The organism is Photobacterium sp. AWH4_225, assembly GCF_056158405.1.
In genome coordinates, this window is sequence record NZ_JBSWTF010000004.1 from 100,121 (window position 1) to 116,296 (window position 16,176).

Annotated in this window: 18 protein-coding genes and 1 pseudogene; 7 read left to right on the forward strand and 12 right to left on the reverse strand. The window is 44.4% G+C overall.

The features are described from left to right. Nucleotides 1-70: 70 nt before the first annotated feature. Nucleotides 71-667: a TetR/AcrR family transcriptional regulator gene (locus ACXAD4_RS17825; protein ID WP_475243130.1), complete on the forward strand. Its 597-nt coding sequence runs from the start codon at nt 71-73 to the stop codon at nt 665-667. A 61-nt stretch (nt 668-728) separates the two neighbouring features. On the opposite strand, the gene ACXAD4_RS17830 is transcribed toward ACXAD4_RS17825, so the two are convergent. The 4 genes from ACXAD4_RS17830 to ACXAD4_RS17845 form a co-directional block, all read right to left on the reverse strand. After that, nucleotides 729-1,448 carry a class I SAM-dependent methyltransferase gene (locus ACXAD4_RS17830; protein WP_475243131.1) on the reverse strand — a complete coding sequence of 240 codons (720 nt, stop codon included), beginning with the start codon at nt 1,446-1,448 and terminating at the stop codon, nt 729-731. Between the two features lie 125 nt (nt 1,449-1,573). Continuing rightward, on the reverse strand, nt 1,574-1,891 hold the full coding sequence (locus ACXAD4_RS17835; protein WP_475243132.1) for an AzlD domain-containing protein: 318 nt from the start codon (nt 1,889-1,891) through the stop codon (nt 1,574-1,576). Further along, nucleotides 1,888-2,610, reverse strand: a complete 723-nt coding sequence (locus ACXAD4_RS17840) for an AzlC family ABC transporter permease (RefSeq protein WP_475243133.1) — start codon at nt 2,608-2,610, stop codon at nt 1,888-1,890. Before ACXAD4_RS17840 ends, ACXAD4_RS17835 begins: the two co-directional genes overlap by 4 nt. Nucleotides 2,611-2,696: 86 nt before the next feature. Then, entirely contained in the window at nt 2,697-3,533 is an 837-nt protein-coding gene (locus tag ACXAD4_RS17845; protein WP_475243135.1) for an AraC family transcriptional regulator, read from the reverse strand. A gap of 227 nt (nt 3,534-3,760) precedes the next feature. Between ACXAD4_RS17845 and ACXAD4_RS17850 the strand changes: the two genes are divergently transcribed. Further along, nucleotides 3,761-4,780 (forward strand): lactonase family protein, encoded by a 1,020-nt coding sequence (locus tag ACXAD4_RS17850; protein ID WP_475243136.1) that lies wholly within the window; start codon nt 3,761-3,763, stop codon nt 4,778-4,780. A gap of 110 nt (nt 4,781-4,890) precedes the next feature. Here ACXAD4_RS17850 and ACXAD4_RS17855 read toward each other — a convergent pair whose 3' ends face one another. Further along, on the reverse strand, nt 4,891-5,538 hold the full coding sequence (locus ACXAD4_RS17855; protein ID WP_475243138.1) for an HAD family hydrolase: 648 nt from the start codon (nt 5,536-5,538) through the stop codon (nt 4,891-4,893). A 155-nt stretch (nt 5,539-5,693) separates the two neighbouring features. Here ACXAD4_RS17855 and ACXAD4_RS17860 point away from each other — a divergent pair, with 155 nt between their 5' ends. After that, the gene (locus tag ACXAD4_RS17860) at nt 5,694-6,905 is read left to right on the forward strand and encodes an alpha/beta hydrolase (RefSeq protein ID WP_475243140.1); all 1,212 of its coding nucleotides are present in this window, start codon (nt 5,694-5,696) and stop codon (nt 6,903-6,905) included. A 205-nt stretch (nt 6,906-7,110) separates the two neighbouring features. Further along, nucleotides 7,111-7,707: a tRNA (pseudouridine(54)-N(1))-methyltransferase TrmY gene (trmY, locus tag ACXAD4_RS17865; protein ID WP_475243141.1), complete on the forward strand. Its 597-nt coding sequence runs from the start codon at nt 7,111-7,113 to the stop codon at nt 7,705-7,707. Nucleotides 7,708-7,820: 113 nt separating this feature from the next. On the opposite strand, the gene ACXAD4_RS17870 is transcribed toward trmY, so the two are convergent. The 5 genes and pseudogenes from ACXAD4_RS17870 to ACXAD4_RS17890 all read right to left on the reverse strand — a co-directional run bounded on the left by ACXAD4_RS17870 (nt 7,821) and on the right by ACXAD4_RS17890 (nt 12,397). Next, complete coding sequence (locus tag ACXAD4_RS17870; protein ID WP_475243142.1) at nt 7,821-8,300, reverse strand: peptide-methionine (S)-S-oxide reductase; 480 nt, start codon at nt 8,298-8,300, stop codon at nt 7,821-7,823. 130 nt (nt 8,301-8,430) lie between these two features. After that, nucleotides 8,431-9,205 (reverse strand): annotated as a pseudogene (locus tag ACXAD4_RS17875) (fumarylacetoacetate hydrolase family protein). A 189-nt stretch (nt 9,206-9,394) separates the two neighbouring features. After that, on the reverse strand, nt 9,395-9,928 hold the full coding sequence (locus tag ACXAD4_RS17880) for a phosphatase PAP2 family protein (RefSeq protein WP_475243144.1): 534 nt from the start codon (nt 9,926-9,928) through the stop codon (nt 9,395-9,397). A 173-nt stretch (nt 9,929-10,101) separates the two neighbouring features. Next, nucleotides 10,102-11,343, reverse strand: a complete 1,242-nt coding sequence (locus ACXAD4_RS17885) for a DEAD/DEAH box helicase (protein ID WP_475243146.1) — start codon at nt 11,341-11,343, stop codon at nt 10,102-10,104. Nucleotides 11,344-11,452: 109 nt separating this feature from the next. After that, nucleotides 11,453-12,397 carry a putative 2-dehydropantoate 2-reductase gene (locus tag ACXAD4_RS17890; RefSeq protein ID WP_475243147.1) on the reverse strand — a complete coding sequence of 315 codons (945 nt, stop codon included), beginning with the start codon at nt 12,395-12,397 and terminating at the stop codon, nt 11,453-11,455. A gap of 250 nt (nt 12,398-12,647) precedes the next feature. Here ACXAD4_RS17890 and ACXAD4_RS17895 point away from each other — a divergent pair, with 250 nt between their 5' ends. Beyond that, complete coding sequence (locus ACXAD4_RS17895) at nt 12,648-12,899, forward strand: hypothetical protein (protein ID WP_475243148.1); 252 nt, start codon at nt 12,648-12,650, stop codon at nt 12,897-12,899. 67 nt (nt 12,900-12,966) lie between these two features. Here the strand turns inward: ACXAD4_RS17895 and ACXAD4_RS17900 are convergent, their stop codons facing one another. After that, nucleotides 12,967-13,425, reverse strand: a complete 459-nt coding sequence (locus ACXAD4_RS17900) for an OsmC family protein (protein WP_475245577.1) — start codon at nt 13,423-13,425, stop codon at nt 12,967-12,969. 270 nt (nt 13,426-13,695) lie between these two features. On the opposite strand from ACXAD4_RS17900, the gene ACXAD4_RS17905 reads away from it, so the two are divergent. Then, entirely contained in the window at nt 13,696-13,896 is a 201-nt protein-coding gene (locus ACXAD4_RS17905; protein ID WP_475243150.1) for a hypothetical protein, read from the forward strand. 232 nt (nt 13,897-14,128) lie between these two features. Continuing rightward, a complete protein-coding gene (locus ACXAD4_RS17910) occupies nt 14,129-15,130 on the forward strand; it encodes a helix-turn-helix domain-containing protein (protein ID WP_475243151.1) in 1,002 nt (333 codons plus the stop codon). Here the strand turns inward: ACXAD4_RS17910 and ACXAD4_RS17915 are convergent. Beyond that, the gene (locus tag ACXAD4_RS17915) at nt 15,127-16,170 is read right to left on the reverse strand and encodes a DUF2955 domain-containing protein (protein ID WP_475243152.1); all 1,044 of its coding nucleotides are present in this window, start codon (nt 16,168-16,170) and stop codon (nt 15,127-15,129) included. The two genes, ACXAD4_RS17910 and ACXAD4_RS17915, sit on opposite strands and share 4 nt — an antisense overlap. Nucleotides 16,171-16,176 lie beyond the last annotated feature (6 nt).

Genomic DNA, 16,176 nt, shown 5'->3' on the forward strand with positions numbered 1-16,176 from the left:
AGTAAACTTATGAGTTTACCTTATGACAATACGTTGCTAAACTCAGTGAAAACCATCACGGAATGAATCGATGACGCGTTCAGAACAAAAAAGGTTAGCTATCGTTAATGCGGCCAAACAAGAATTTATAAAAAACGGTTTTTTAGCTGCCAACATGAACAATATTTGCCAGGTGGCAGAAGTCTCAAAGAGGACGCTTTACCGACACTTTGAAAGTAAAGAGTTGTTATTTGAAGCCGTACTGACCGAGATTAGAGAGAGGTCCGTCGAAGAAGAGCAGTATCAGTTTGATGTAGATAAGCCACTGGAAGATCAGCTACGGTTAATCACTCAGCATGAGTTAAAGATCATTTACGAGCAATATGGCATTGAATTGTCGCGCACCATTTTGATGGAGTTTTTCCGCCAACCTGACTTGGCAAAATCCATTACTCAGCGCCTGTATCATACACACGCAGTAAGCCAGTGGTTCGCACAAGCGCTTGTGGCAAAAAAGCTATTCGCTCGAGATGTCCAAACGATTACTAGTGTTTATGTCAGCCTATTACAGGGACAACTGTTTTGGCCTATGGTACTGGATATATTGCCTTTACCTGAAGGTGAAGAGCTTGAACAGAAGATAGATAACATTGTAATGACGACTATTCGCGCATTCTCTCACCCTTGATAGATGCAAAAAGGCCGAGTAAGTAAACTCGGCCTTATTTCACATCAACAATCGCTAAGTATTAAGCGAGTTTCTGACACTTAATAAAAATGAAGTTTGGGTTCTTCGATAAGTATTCGTAGCGGCCTACATCCATTTCCTTGACCTTCTCTGACACTTCACCCTCAGAGAGCTGGGTGATCACCAAGCCATTCTGGGTTAACGCGCTCATGATTTCAGTCAGCGAGCGGCGGTAAAAGCTAACTTGAACAGGTTTACCCACTGTATTCCACTCTTCTTGCACTAATTCGCGCTCGAAGTAGTTTCCGCTTTGCGTGCATTCAAAATCAGCAAACGGATGGTGGGTTGAAAACACAAACGAACCACCCGCTCTCAAGACACGATGAACATCTCTGAACAGTGGATTTAGATCTTCCAAGTAATGTACCATCAGTGGAGAAATGACCAAATCAGCGCTGGCATCCTTTTCCTTCGGTAGCCCTTTTGAAAGATCCTGAGCATAAGCAATTACCTTATCGGTTAGCTGTGCGTTTTGTGCCTTGCTCGCGACTAACTGAACCATTTCTTCAGAGTAATCAATACAAGTAACGTGTTTGGCACCGTGCTCAAGCAAGTATTTTGCATAGACTCCCGAGCCACAGCCTAGATCTAACACATCAAGATCGTTAAGGGCTGGCAGCATTGCTTGAAGTGTTGGACGCTCTAAGTGAGCGTTATAAATGTTATCTTGAATTACTTCGTCATATTCGCTAGCGAATGTTGAGTACATCTTTGATTTCATAATACCTTCTCTGCTTAAGAATGCCGCGGTAAGGGGATGCATGTTTTACAGTATCAACTATCCAACAGCAATAGATGTAATGTGATCTTGCTCATAGTGATACAGTTTAAAACACAGCTAACCCCCTAAAATATCACCAGATTCAATATCAGAAACACAACCATACTCACAACAGTGGTCAGCAGGACATTTCTTGTTCTCCAGGCGAGGATTGCGGCTAGTAGTGCAGATAACAAATACGGGTTATCAAAAGCTAGCCACAACCCTTCCCCTTCGGGCATAAATACAATGGGTGCCCAAATCGCTGTCAGTACTGCAGGGCTTGAGTATTTCAGCAAACGCTGCAATTCAGGGTTTATTTTTAGTGGCAGTTTAGGCTCTAAGAACAAATAACGACTCAAAAACACCAACGACGTCAGCACTAAAATCGATATAATAATCATCCCTGCTCACCTCGCCATTTTTCCGCAAAGTAGCCAGCTAGCATGCCGCCCAGACTTGAGATCATTAATGCCCCACCAATTTCGAAATAGTTCAAGGTGATTGATAAGCCAAGTGCAGCCAACACTGCGAAAACTACCGGGAGGTTTATGACATGAGGTATCACCAAGGCAATAAACGTTGCCGCAACAGCAAACTCGAGTCCTAGCTCATTCAGCGCTGGGATATAACTACCAGCGACAATCCCAACCAGCGTCGCCGCATTCCACGCCAAATAGAAACTCAAACCCGCGCCTAACGCATACCAACGGTTAAATTGCTTTATTGATTGCTGACCACAGATGGCAAATAACTCATCGGTTAAAAGAAAACCCAGCCCCAAACGCCATCGCAATGGCAACGGGCTGATTTTCTCTCGCATCGATACGCTGTAGAGAAAGTGCCGTGAGGTAATAAAGAAAGTCGCCAGCATCATGGTAAGCAGTCCAGCCCCGGCCTTGAACATACCTGTCGCCACTAGTTGCGCCGATCCCGCAAATAAAATGGCTGACATCGCTTGGCTTTCCCAAGGGTTCAGTCCGGCATCAATCGCAAAAGACCCTGCCAATAGTCCCCATGGGATAACCGCAATGCTCAGTGGCAACATGGCTACAGCACCCTGGCCAAATAAATGCGATCTTCGGGTTTGGTCTAAATCATCCACTAACGTTGTATCCACCATGTCTCTTTCTTCTTTGTTTCGAAATCATGTCTTCATCTCGCCAAAAAAACGTAATCAATACTTGTACAAAATTACCCAATTTACAGTTAGCTTAGCGAGTGGGTGTATTGTTTGGGGGTTATGCCCATCGCACGCTTGAAATGGCGATGGAAGTGACTCTGATCATGAAAACCTGCTTCCTGTGCGGCATCTGAAATTGAATGTCCTGATTTCAGCAGTTTCCTTGCATAGCGTAAGCGACTTTGTATCTGGTATGCATGGGGAGGAAGACCAAACTCTTTTTGAAATGCCCGAACTAAATAGTAAGGACTATAGCCTGCTAAAGAAGCAAGCTCTTCCAGTGACACATCTGCTTGCGGAAAATCATCAAGAAACGTTTTCACCAACAGCACTTGCTTCTGAACACGAGTCCGCGGTTCAAACTCACTGCGGGTTTTGCTGTGCCTAGCCATTAGCTTAACCAGCGCACCATATACCAAGGTTTCACGTAAAAGACGATTGTCAGAGTTTTCCAGGGTAGAAAAAACCAAACGTAGCTGCTGCGCAACCTCGGGGTCATGCACCACCGGTTCAGGAAAGTAAGGCACTGATGGATGGGGGCCTATACCCTCAGTCATCGCGGCGAACTGCTCTGGCAGCGGGTACATCGCCCTATACTCCCAGCCTCCTTCAGTTGCAGCATGACCGGTGTGTACCTCATCGGCATTGACCAAGATGATATGATCTTTGGGTGCAACATGGTTGCCACCGGTGCGGTAAAAACGCTGTGCACCTTTTTCAATCACGCCTATGGTGTAACCTTCATGGCTGTGGCGTGAAAAATTCTGGCGCTTGTATTTGGCCTGCAGTAATTCAAGGCCGCCCAGCTCATCGGCGATTGAGAAACTCGCATCCTCTTTGAATTTCTTTGTTTTCTCTGACATTGCTCACTCACTTTTCCTGTGATGCCAGTCTAGCTTAACGACCTTTGTGAATTTTGTACAAAATTGCCCTATTCAAATCAATCTCACTTAAAGCAACAAACAATATTTGCAGCCAAACCAGACAACTGCTTCACATTTTGGCGCTATAAAGCCTTAAACTCATTGCTGTTGTCTTGGTCAAAAGGCATGGTATGGGCAGTTTTTTTAGTTGTTTTTCAAGGCTGTTCATGGCAACTCACAATCATCTGCACTTTTATGTCGGTACCTATACCGATGCACCAAGTACCAGTACCGGTATTGCCCAGATCAAGTTAGACCCAGTATCGGGCGAACTCACCCGCTGCGAAGATTTAACCTCACTTCGTAATCCTTCTTACCTAACCACCACGGCTAATGGCCTCTATAGCTTTAGTGAAATATCTCAAGAAGAAGGTGCGGCGCTTCAGTTTTCGTCAGAACTTGGCAATGCTTTCTTACCTATCGCAGGTGATTACCCTTGCCATGTAGATACCAAAGCCCCCTACCTAGCTGTTGCAAATTATGGCTCGGGAAATGTGTCTGTTTATCTGCTTGATGATAGCGGAAGGCCTTTACATGCTGTTGCAAACTTATACGAAGATGGTTGTGGCCCAAATACTGACCGGCAGACAGCTCCTCATGCCCATCAGGTCACCTTCTTAACACATTCCAACCAACTGGCCGTTGTTGATCTCGGCTCTGATCGTATTCGGTTTTACCAATACGATAACAAGCACACCTTCCAATTAGTTCAAAGCCTTGCCATGCCGCCAGGCTCTGGGCCTCGCCACATAGTATTTAGCCACAATGAAAGTCGCGCTTACGTAGTGTGTGAGCTCTCTGAAACGCTTGTCACTTTAGCCAAGCATGGCGATAGCTGGCAGGTATATGAGCAATGCGAGCTATTACCGGGTGTGGCTAGCGGCGAAGCGGCATCGGCTATCCGCCTTTCTGAGGATGAAAAATACCTCTATGTGTCCTGCCGAGCGCAGAACAAAATCAGTACTTTTGACGTTTCTGGCGAGCAGCCAATGCATCTCAATGCCTATGATTGCCATGGACAATTTCCAAGAGATTTCAATCTTTCCGATGATGGTCGATGTCTTATCGTTGCCAACCAGCATTCAAACAATATCGTGAGTTTTCACCGTGACATTGAAACGGGAGAAATCACTCCAACAGGCTATCAGTGCAGCGTTGACGCACCGGTTTGCTTGGTTGAAGTTTGAATGACGGAAAAGACAGGTTTACTTACCTAACTTCCTCTATCGAAATAAGAATAAACCTTCGAGCTAAGAAAAAGCCTCTGTTAAAAAAACAGAGGCTTTGGGGCTTAGGCTTATGCCGATTGCAACTCCGCTAGTACATCGCACAGCGAAGGGACAATCGCATGACCAAACTGGCGTACTTCATCGCAAGGCTCAACCAAATCAGGAATTTGGTAGGTTTTCATTTTCGCTGCAACCGCAGCACGAACACCATTGTTTGAGTCCTCAAAAGCCAAACAGTGCTCAGGCTCTACATTAAGACGGCTGGCCGCTAACTGGTAGATCTCTGGATGAGGCTTACCATTCGCCACTTCACAACCGGTTGTCAGGTTATCGAAGTACTTGGCAATACCCGCTAGTTCTAATTTTGTTTTGGCAACATCTTTGGCAGTAGACGTCGCGATAGCAATCGGCGTTCCTTTCGATTTAAGCCACTCCAATAGCTCTATCACTCCCTCTTTTACCGGGATTGCTTGATGCTTTACCACTGCAGTGTAACGAGTACGCCACTCGTTATGCAGACGGTCTAAATCATCGCCATAGGCTTTGCGGAAAATCACCTCGATTCCCGCCGCGTTACGACCGATGATAGAAAGGTAAACATCTTCATGAAATGGAAGGTTTTGTACCTCACATGCTTCTTTAAAGATACGCATACAGACACGTTCCGTATCGAGAAGCAAACCATCCATATCGAAAATAGCAGCTTGATAGTTCATTACATTACAGATTTCTTGATGGAGACGGCGCATTTTGACATAAGCACACAACTTTTTCCTGAATAATAACGTAATAAATAGCGTCTTAATCCTCTATTCATATTCAGAATGGTAGCCTTAACCCGACAAACAATAACGTTACTCAATACATCGCCATGAAACCAAGTAAAACAATAATACTCAGTGCGACTGTTGCCGCACTTACCCTAGCCGGTTGCCAAAGCACAGTTGAGCATCCTTTATATCAACCTTCTGGCAGCCAGACTGTCAACAGCTACCAGTCTTTTGCTGAGTACCTTGACCAAACTGAACGGCAACTCATCCAGCATCGCTATTTTTTGACTGAGAATAAGCAACAAGAATTAAAGGCGAACATGCCTTTTGAAGTAAAACCTCAATCAGAACCAGCCCCATCACAACCTGCCCAATCTTCTGACACGTCAAGAAAAGGGATACTACTTATCCACGGTTTGGGCGATTCCCCGTGGTCTTTTGTCGATATCAGCCAATCATTAGCTGATAGCGGCTTCCTGGTCAGAACGGTTCTACTTGATGGCCATGGCACCCGCCCAGCAGATATGATGAATGCAGATCATGAGCAGTGGCAAAAGCTCGTTGATAAACAGGTACAATTACTGGAACAAGAGGTCGATGAGGTTTATTTAGGCGGCTTTTCAACAGGAGGGAACCTTGCCTACCTTCATGCGGCTGATAACACAGACATTGCAGGACTGATGCTGTTTTCACCAGGCTTTCAATCTAATGAGCCAATGGCATTTATGACCCCTTTGCTTTCAACAGTAAGGCCTTGGCTTCGCACAAACATACCCAATGGTGAAACCAACTATACTCGCTACAGCAACATGCCCACCAATGGCTTTGCCCAGTATTACCACACCAGCAAAGCGACCATGGAAGATTTAGACAAACGGTATTTTGACCGCCCTACGTTCATGGTTCTGACTGAACATGACAGTGTTCTAGATACCAAAGCTATCCGCGAGGTATTTCTAACTCGGTTCACCCACCCTGGCAACAAGCTAATGTGGTTTGGCACGAGCCCTGAACCTGCAGAAGATAATGTCGTTTATCTAAACAGCCGAGTACCCGAATTGCGAGTGAGTAATATGTCCCATATGGGCATCTTATACTCACCGGATAACCCTTATTACGGTATCAATGGTAGTGAAACGATTTGTCGTAATGGGCAAGAATCGCAAGAGGCAGAAGATTACTGCCGCTCTGGCGGTGAAGTCTGGTTCAGCGCTTGGGATCACCGAGAACCGAATAAAGTCCACGCCAGACTGACATTCAACCCGTATTACGACCAGATGATAGATACCATCTCAGACGTGTTTGAGCTATAAGCTGTTTACATGAACTTAGGCTGTTTGTTTCAGGTATCGGTGGCCTTTTTATCGTCAGTCGCATTACCTCAGTTAGCACACAGGCATTATTTCAGTTACATCTCACAGCAAAGGTGCGATAATCTTGCACCTCTGATTACCGAGAGTTCTCGACTGATTATCAGATCCCTGATTCAAAAGTATTTTTTCTGTAGGACATTCTTCAATGCGCGCCTTTGTATTACGAGCCCGATCCGCTCCTACCGACAGCCAGCTACTACTGGCTTCAGTTGGCCAAGAAGCTCACACCGAAATTTTGGCCCACACCCTAATGAATTCAATCTTTGTGGCGCAATCGCACCGTGAAGATGTAATTGTTCACCTGGTATTGGAAAGCACCCAGGACTTCTCCCGTACAGTGACATTTGTTGCCAATGAAATGACCAATATCGGTGGTTTCCATGAGCAAGCACTGCTGAGCAAAGTGGCTAAAGCTCTCGATGCATCACGTGGGATGACCAAAGAGCAAGAGCGGCAAGTCGAGCCGGGTATTACCGTCCGCACGCTAAGCTTCGAAAAGCTTGTGAAAGATCTAGCTGAAGATTACCAGCTATACATGATGGACAAGAAAGGAGCTTCAATCCGCGAACAAGAGTTCAGCGGCAACTCCTGCTTCCTGTTGACCGACCATATTCCAATGCCGAAGAAGACCTTCAAAAGCTTGGAACGCCTCGGCACCCAAAAGATCAGCTTAGGTCCTAAGATGATCTTCGCTTCTCAATGTGTGGTGTTGATCCATAACGAATTGGATCTTTGCGAGTAGCAATCATAAGCGCTCAACAACATAAGCCTTAATCTACACAGACCTTAAATAATAAGCCCGAGTCATTGGCTCGGGCTTATTATTTCTAATTTGCTAAATCGCTTATATTAAGCTCATTTTGTACTCTTGTATTTGTGCAGTAAATCCAGCGGAATGTGGCAATAGTCGTTAGGAAAGCGCGTCAATCTATCCTGGTGCTCTTCATCGCTCTTGACATAGTTGGTCAAAGGTAGCACTTCGACCGCGATACGATCTTTATCTTCGCGGGCATTAATATACTCTTGGGCTAACAGAAGGTGTGCCGGGTCTTTGCTATACACGCCTGTACGGTATTTTTCGCCAACATCCTCACCCTGCTTGTTAATACTGTAGGGATCAATAATCTCGAACAAGTAGCCCATTAACTGCTCCACGCTCACGATCTTGGCGTCAAACTGAATCTGAACGCATTCGGCATAACCATCGTAGTCACTTTGTGTTGTTTGCGTCGTACCATTTGCTCGGCCGGCCTCTGTAGCAATCACTCCGGGTAGGTGTCTCATAAACTCCTGAACACCCCAAAGGCAGCCGCCAGCAAAATAAATTTGTTCCATTCCAGTCTCCTGAGTTATCAGGCTGATTATCTAATCACTGACTGCTCAATAGCAAGCACCTCTCAGTATCTGTCATGCTGGTAGTACCTCAACCTTTTTTCTATTTGATTCGTCCTCTACAAGCCTCTCTCTATTGAATAAGGTTCTCGACTATCCCTACCCCTTCAATTTCGACTGATACAATATCACCTCTTTTAAGTGCTTTAGTCCGCCCTGGCGTACCCATAAACACCAAATCTCCAGGCTTTAGGGTAAAATACTGGCTCAGGTAACTGACCACTTTGGCCGGTTTGTGAATCATATTTTTAGTGCTCTCTTGTTGGACAATGTCACCATTAAGGCGGGTAGTCAGCAGCACATTGTTATAATCCACATTGGTCACTATTGTATTGCTGATTGGGCCAAACCCATCACTGGCTTTCGCCCGCATCCATTGCAAATCGCGGCTTTGCCAACTGCGCTCAGTTAAATCATTGCCAGCCAGTACACCAAATATTGCTTCTTTGGCTTCATCTTCATTTGCATTCTTTAACTCCTGGCCAATCACCAGCACCAGTTCTCCTTCGAAATGCACATTCTTTGCATCATGAGGAAACACAATCGGCTCACCAGTAGTAATCAATGAAGATGGTAGTTTCAGGAACAAAGGCGGTGGTGACCCGTTATCAGAAGATATATGGCTGGCAAAATTCATCCCGACCGCAAACACCTTTTCTGGTATTGTCGGGACAAGTATTTCGACTTGGTTTAACTTTAAAGGTTTGCCATCCGGTGAAGGGGGTTTTAAAGAGTGATCCTTTTAAAGGTTGAACTTTATCGCCTTGCAGGCTGCCATATTTGATCTGGTTTTCATACGCATAGCGCACGTAAGATTCGGCCTGAGCTCCAGCGCCGAACGTCATCATCAAGGCACAGCCTGTTGTCCATAGCTTTTTCGACAAACGCTTTTTCAACAAACGCTTTTTCATCCAACATCCCTGTCTATTTTATCAACAACCCTAGATAGTGTAGACCGATTAAATGTTGCAATGATAAATGGGAACGTAAACTTCAGCCTATTACAGAGCTAACGTATTAGCTCTCCACTATTTCACTTATATGGAATAGCTAAACAAAATACCTTGAGCATCTGTATTGCCAAATCGTGCAGGTGCTATTGAAAGGCACGGATCATTATATTCTGTGGTTACATAATAGCTAACCGTATAGGCTAACACTGCTCCCGCGAGAACGTCCGTTTCCCAATGTTTGGAAGCATAGCAACGGCTGTAACCTACATAGGAAGCTGCAACATACGCTGGCAACCCATATTCAATACCATAACGGTGATGCAGGAAAGCCGCCCCGCTAAACGCCGCAGAGGTATGTCCACTCGGGAATGAGTCCCAACTTTTGCCATTTGGACGTTGTTCTTCAATGGCGAATTTCAATCCATGGGTAATAGCCCCCGTGATTAATGCGCCTTTAATTTGTTGCTCTACACCTTCGTCATCCCCCTTCCACCACGCAACACCTAGACCTGCCAAAGGTAGCGCGACTTGCAATATATCCCCTGCCGTTTCGGTTCTTGTTTTGGCATTGGTAGGGAGCACAACAACTAGCAATAGAGCAAGTAATACGTTTTTCATTTAGACCTCTGCAATCCTCAAAGACACTATTTTCACTCGTAGTAAATTTAGGCACAGATAATACGTGCCTAAAAATTAGGCGCAGATACTAAACACCAAAAGATTCAATGTCAAACCTAATTACCAAAAAAAGAGCAACCATCGTTGCTCTCTAACTTTAGCTGATAAGAAAATCAGCTCGTTTTTCTTTTTGGTTTAAACTGCTTAATACTACGCTTAGCCTGGCTACGGCGGTTAGCTTTTTTATCACGTGGTGGCCGCTTACGTTCTGTGTTCGATGTCAGATCTGCAGGTTTATCCGTTACAGGGAAACCTTCAAGCTCTGTCGTTTCCATCGGCCTCCCCGTAAGCTGTCGGATAGCATTCAGAGCTAACGTTTCACCATGACATACCAAGGAGATGGCCAGGCCATTATTACCAGCACGAGCTGTTCGTCCTACTCGATGAACATACACTGCGGCGTTTTCAGGAAGATCAGCGTTGATCACGACTGGCAGCGCATCAACATGGATGCCTCGCGATAGCAAATCAGTGGTGATTAGCACCTGCGTTTTTTGTGCTTTAAAGTCAGCCAAGGTCTGATCACGCGTGGACTGCTCTTTATCACCATGCAGCGCGTCCACACTGATACCCGCTTTTAACAGGCGTTTGGTTAGATTATCGGCAGCTTTCTTTTCTCCAACAAAAACCAATACTTGCGGCCAGTTATTTTGCTTCAACAAGGCAATCAAAGCTTGAGGCTTGCTACCTTTATTGACCAAGTAAAGCTGCTCATGAATGTCTTCAACGACACTATTTTGCGTATTGGCCGTAACACGCTCAGGTTTGTACATTAAACCCAATGCAGCTTTCTCTAGAGATTCAGGCAAAGTTGCTGAAAAAAGTAAGGTCTGTCTCGCAGCCGGAGCGAAAGAGAAGATCTTCTGGACATCAGGCCAAAAGCCCATTTCCAATAAGCGGTCGGCTTCATCAAGGGCAAACTGTGATAGGGATTTAAGCGAAATCAGCCCTTTGTTAAGAAAATCCAACAAACGGCCTGGCGTCGCAACAACTACCTGCGCCCCCTGCTTTATCTCTGCTTGTTGGGTCTCAGGAGTTACACCACCGCAGAGCATGGCTACCTGTATACCCAACTTAACGCCAACCTCTTTCAGTGAGTCAGTCACCTGGGAGGCAAGCTCACGGGTTGGCACCAAGACTAAACCCTGAACCTGCTTGAGCTCGGTATTCACTCGCTGCAACATAGGCAGGCCGAAAGCATAGGTTTTACCGCTTCCGGTTTGTGCTAGTGCCAACAAATCGCTTCCCTTTATGATGGTAGGGATCGCAAGGCGCTGAATGTCTGTTGGTTTGGTAAGCTGGCTTGGCAGTGCATCCAATACCGACTTATTTAGCTGCAGTGAAGCAAAAGTCATGGTTATTAACTATCACAGTAGAAAATTGGATGCGCAGTCTACCAGCCCACAACGTGTTTTTATAGTCAGACAAGACACTTACCCACTGCACAACATATAAATCAATTTTCTACCTAACGTCTATATACCTAACGTCTAGGCGGTTTATAAAGGACAGTTGCTGGTAAAGGGCTTCCGTTTTTGGCATTGCCACACCATGCTCTGCCGCCATATCCAAGACATTCTTGTACATATACTGCAGCTCCATTTCGCGGTTATTGCGTTTGTCTAACAGCATACTTGTCAGATAAGGCTTCATCTTTGCCGTATTAGTCAACATAGTGTCGATTAGAGACATTTCAAGTTCGGATCCTGTAGCCTGTGCAGCTTGCCTTACTTCAAGCATTATCGCTTGTGCTAACTTCGCCATTTCTGGACAGCTCATCATCTGAGCGGTATCGGTATCTAATACTGCGGATAGACCATTAAATGGCACATTCCAGAGTAGCTTTTTCCAACGAGCATCCATAATGCTGCCTTCAACATCGACTTCAACGTCACTTTCTCTAAAATCATTCGCGACATCATTAAGAGCTAACAAGCCAGACTCACCATATACTCCAAGGGTCAGACGTCCATAGTCGATGTGATTGATATGGCCAGGGCCTACTTTGTTGGAACAAATAAAACATAAACCACCAGCAATATGTTCCAGCCCAAGCCTTTCTGAAAGCTCCTGCTCAGCACCTATTCCATTCTGCAGTAGCACAACCAGTGTTTTCGGCTTGAGTAGTGGGCTTATCAGAGCTTCTAAAAGGTCGTTTTGCGTCGTTTTCAAAGCAACGAGCACAACATCGACTTTCGGCATAGTTTGGCTCGAATGATAAGCATTAAGCTGATCGGCTAATATTGAAAAATCACCATAATGCGAGTCGACTTTCAGGCCGTTTTCGCAAACAAACTGGAAATCAGAATTGAAAAGGAAATGCACATTGTGACCACTGTGATGAAGCCTAGCTCCGTAATATCCACCAATAGCACCAGAACCTATCACCGCATACGTTTTCTTATCCATTTTTTCGGTGCTCCTTCCCTAAATGTCCGAAACTGATTTAAGTTATAGCAACCTGTGATTGAATACATTCATTGCATAACTTGATAGGAAATAATGTACAGGATTTGAGCAATGCAGCAAGGCCGTCGTTATGAAAGCTTTGTGATTGATTTCAAGTCGAATTAAAAATAAGCAACTAACTCAACCTAATTTCAATTTCTCCTCTATCCTCTGTAAAATGCATCCACAAACTTTCAATCAAGACAATATTATGATTAATGAAAATGACGTTATCACCACATTGGATGAACTAGAAGCATTCCTTATTTCAGTTGAAAACGGTGGTTTGGGTCTAACCAATGTCGCTGGCATTGCCCTAGCAACCAACAATGCCGATGGCCGCCACTTTGTCGCTGTCCTTGATGATAACCACCAACTACTGATGGGCCGCTGGGTCACTGATGAAGTTTATGAAAATGGTAAGGATCTTGTTCGTAACGGTCCAAAGAAACCACTTCACTGATACGTAACTTCTTAATGATGCCGCTATCAACCAAAGGCGGCATTCTTATCTCCGAAAGAAGCCTCAATCAAACCTCGATATTAATCCGTGTTTTTACCGAGTTAGCAATAAAGCAGTTTTCATGCGCGACATAGTGCATCTTCTTCAGTACATCTTTTGAAGGTTGCCGTGCCCCAGAAAAGCAGATGTTAGGTCGAAGTGTCACTTCGGTCATTGCAAACTTACCATCCTCACCTTGCTCCAAAGCACCATACGCCTGATCGACATAGCTCTCCACAACATACTTTTTCTTTGAAGCTACAGTAAGAAAAGCCATCATATGGCAACTTGAAAGTGCGGCAATAAAAGCTTCTTCTGGATCTACATTCTCTGGCTTTGAATATGGAACTGGAACGATGTGCTGAGAAGCTGTCGCTGGCACGCTCACGCCTCCATCAAACTGCCACCAGTGCGCTCTGTTAAACTTATTACCGACAAAAACCTCTTGATCGCTCTTAGTCCATTCGACATTCACTTCAAAAGTTATTTTAGCCACTCATCCTTCCTTACATATTCAAAACAACTTACAGACACGAAGCAAACATACCGAAAACATTCATATAAATAACATAAATGAATATTCTGCTGCAGTATTAACAACAACAGAAGCGTGAACAGCATCACAGCAAAAAACCACCAGCATCAACCACATATGCTATCTTTTTCATATTGGCGTGATAGTTTTTACATTTTGGCGTTATAGTACAGGTATCCGCAGACGTACTGATCTTTACGAGTTGTTATATGAGGTTGAATTATGGATCAAGCGGACAGTTTGCGTGAGCTTTTTGCTAAAGACTCAGCAAGAAAAGAGCTAATTCGTTGTCGGGATAAAGTGCGTGAAGCAATCAGGTTAGGCAACCAAAATGATATCAAGATATTAATGAGTGAGTTGGAACAAGCACAAATCCTTTTCGAGCAAAGCAATTTTATAGAGAGTATTGGCGACACCAGTTAATACTTTACACACTAAAACGGTGATACATTAATCAACACAATGTATCACCTCGCTGTTGCCATTAACAAAGATACTTACGTATTCCATATTTGAAATTTCATTCAACAATTTAAGTCGCTTACGGTGAATTACACAAAAAATACTCATACTGACCAAACTGAAAAAATTGATTATTGGTAGTGATCAAAAAGCATTATAATTAACTAAATAATCAATATGGATAGAAATTCAGATGCAGCAAGGTCAATTGGTACCACTTATCAAAACAGTTAATGCCAGTACGATCATTGCTTTAATTAAGCATTTTGAAAACGACATCTATCCATTGCTAAGTGCAGCAGGTATCCCCGACGATATATTGCAACACCACCACGAATACTTACCAGAGGCACCGATAAGAAACCTGCTAGGAATGATGGCCGAACGTGCCGATCCTGAATTCTATGGCGAGTTATTAGTGACTTCTATTCGCGAATACTTCATTCCCAAGCTGTTAGAGCACTTGGATGACCCTGATACTATTGGCGACGCAATTGAACAAATGAAAATGGCAGTATTGCATGAATCTCCTACAGCCCAGATAAGTATTGAAATTTTTAACGATACACCATGGCTATGCCGCTTTAAGCCAGTAGAAGAAACTGATGGCTATACTTGGTCTGAAATCTTTGCAATTCTGTTCATTATTGAGTTTATTCGCTATGCCAGCAAGCAAGATTGGGCCCCAAGCTATATCGCCATGCAATCTGATGGTGCTGACAAACTCGCGCTCATCCTGAAATCGAAAGCAACGCATTATTATACCAAGCGAAAGCTAGGTGCTGTTGCATTAAGCAAAGATATTCTTGAGTTACCCTACCGCTCATCAGCTAAATTTGTAGTCTCCAGGCCTTCAGGCGAAAATCCGAAAGAAATCACCTATATCGAGTCTATCTACCACGCTCTTGCGCCATATCTTTGTAAGCAGTCTATGACTATTTCTGAAGCGGCAAAACTGTTAGGCACAACACCAAGAACGCTCCAGCGAAGACTATCTGAAGAGCACACCAGTTTTAAGCGCATCAGGGATAGCATTATGCTGGCAACAGCTTGTCGACTAATGGAAAATAAGGACTATTCGTTGACCGACATAGCCGTTGAGTTGGGATATGCCGATATTGCACATTTTTCACGAGCTTTTAGGAAGCTAACGGGCTTTCCTCCCAAAGATTACCGAAAGCAATTTGTCGCTTAAGCTGGCACCACCGGTGTCTCTCTATCATCACCTTCACTGCTCGTTGATTGCCACTTTTCAATCAATATAGACACACTGATCATATAAATGCTCAACAGGACTAACTGCCATATTCGGGTATAAAAATTCACATCAATCAACTTGCTATCACTCGCCACAACAGCACCGAAGATAACCATTAGCGCAGAGAAAATACCCGCATAAATCGGCGCCTTTTCTGGCTGAGTGAAAATTTTGTTGGCAAAGCTCAACGTAAAAAATGCCATCATTGCTACCAAGAACGGAAACCAAGGTACGGTAACTAGTAGTTCGTAGGCAATAATTGCCAGTAATCCACCGACAATATTGGTCATTAACAGAAACACGCTAAGCTTGACACTTTTAGGGGCTGTTAGCTGTAGTGACAAAATACCAATAAAGATCATTGTCAAAATAGCGCCCGTTGTTTGGTAGAAATAACAAAAGGCTATAACCGGAAAACTAATCAACAACGCTTTGTAGGATTCCTTCATCTTCATTTGCTGCTCTTGACGCATTTGCTCTGAAGATTTTATTTGAACCACAGGACAAGCACTTAGTTTGGCTGGAAATACCCAATGCATCAGTCCATAGAATGCCACAGCTCCGCCCCCTGCCAGCATCAAGGCTTTGCCCACCTCAAGAGCAATAACGGGTTGCATCAGCCCCAAGTACGGCAACAGTAGTGCTGATATCATCAGCATGGTCGCGAAGAAGTTCCAGTTTTGATCTTGGAACAAATAATAAGCCCACAGCATCATAATACCGACGAAGGCCAACAGGATAATCGGATATTGAGCCAGCCCGTTTATTACCGTCAAGGCAATCAGCACCGTGGCCACCATAGACAAACCTAACTCTGTCATGACTTGTTTAGTGGCAACCGGTTTATCAACCAATAACTTGGCTACAAACACTGGCATCACATATGCCAGTGTCCAGTTCAGGCTATACGCCAGTATCAATGACAACATCACGCCAGTCACATATCGCAGGATATTCAGACTTTGCTCTGTACGCATTTCTTT

Bases quoted from the DNA above. Each gene is read 5' to 3' on its own strand.
- ACXAD4_RS17825 (WP_475243130.1), top strand. From the start codon at position 71: ATGACGCGTTCAGAACAAAAAAGGTTAGCTATCGTTAATGCGGCCAAA.
- ACXAD4_RS17830 (WP_475243131.1), bottom strand. From the start codon at position 1,448: ATGAAATCAAAGATGTACTCAACATTCGCTAGCGAATATGACGAAGTA.
- ACXAD4_RS17835 (WP_475243132.1), bottom strand. From the start codon at position 1,891: ATGATTATTATATCGATTTTAGTGCTGACGTCGTTGGTGTTTTTGAGT.
- ACXAD4_RS17840 (WP_475243133.1), bottom strand. From the start codon at position 2,610: ATGGTGGATACAACGTTAGTGGATGATTTAGACCAAACCCGAAGATCG.
- ACXAD4_RS17845 (WP_475243135.1), bottom strand. From the start codon at position 3,533: ATGTCAGAGAAAACAAAGAAATTCAAAGAGGATGCGAGTTTCTCAATC.
- ACXAD4_RS17850 (WP_475243136.1), top strand. From the start codon at position 3,761: ATGGCAACTCACAATCATCTGCACTTTTATGTCGGTACCTATACCGAT.
- ACXAD4_RS17855 (WP_475243138.1), bottom strand. From the start codon at position 5,538: ATGAACTATCAAGCTGCTATTTTCGATATGGATGGTTTGCTTCTCGAT.
- ACXAD4_RS17860 (WP_475243140.1), top strand. From the start codon at position 5,694: ATGAAACCAAGTAAAACAATAATACTCAGTGCGACTGTTGCCGCACTT.
- trmY (WP_475243141.1), top strand. From the start codon at position 7,111: ATGCGCGCCTTTGTATTACGAGCCCGATCCGCTCCTACCGACAGCCAG.
- ACXAD4_RS17870 (WP_475243142.1), bottom strand. From the start codon at position 8,300: ATGGAACAAATTTATTTTGCTGGCGGCTGCCTTTGGGGTGTTCAGGAG.
- ACXAD4_RS17880 (WP_475243144.1), bottom strand. From the start codon at position 9,928: ATGAAAAACGTATTACTTGCTCTATTGCTAGTTGTTGTGCTCCCTACC.
- ACXAD4_RS17885 (WP_475243146.1), bottom strand. From the start codon at position 11,343: ATGACTTTTGCTTCACTGCAGCTAAATAAGTCGGTATTGGATGCACTG.
- ACXAD4_RS17890 (WP_475243147.1), bottom strand. From the start codon at position 12,397: ATGGATAAGAAAACGTATGCGGTGATAGGTTCTGGTGCTATTGGTGGA.
- ACXAD4_RS17895 (WP_475243148.1), top strand. From the start codon at position 12,648: ATGATTAATGAAAATGACGTTATCACCACATTGGATGAACTAGAAGCA.
- ACXAD4_RS17905 (WP_475243150.1), top strand. From the start codon at position 13,696: ATGGATCAAGCGGACAGTTTGCGTGAGCTTTTTGCTAAAGACTCAGCA.
- ACXAD4_RS17910 (WP_475243151.1), top strand. From the start codon at position 14,129: ATGCAGCAAGGTCAATTGGTACCACTTATCAAAACAGTTAATGCCAGT.
- ACXAD4_RS17915 (WP_475243152.1), bottom strand. From the start codon at position 16,170: ATGCGTACAGAGCAAAGTCTGAATATCCTGCGATATGTGACTGGCGTG.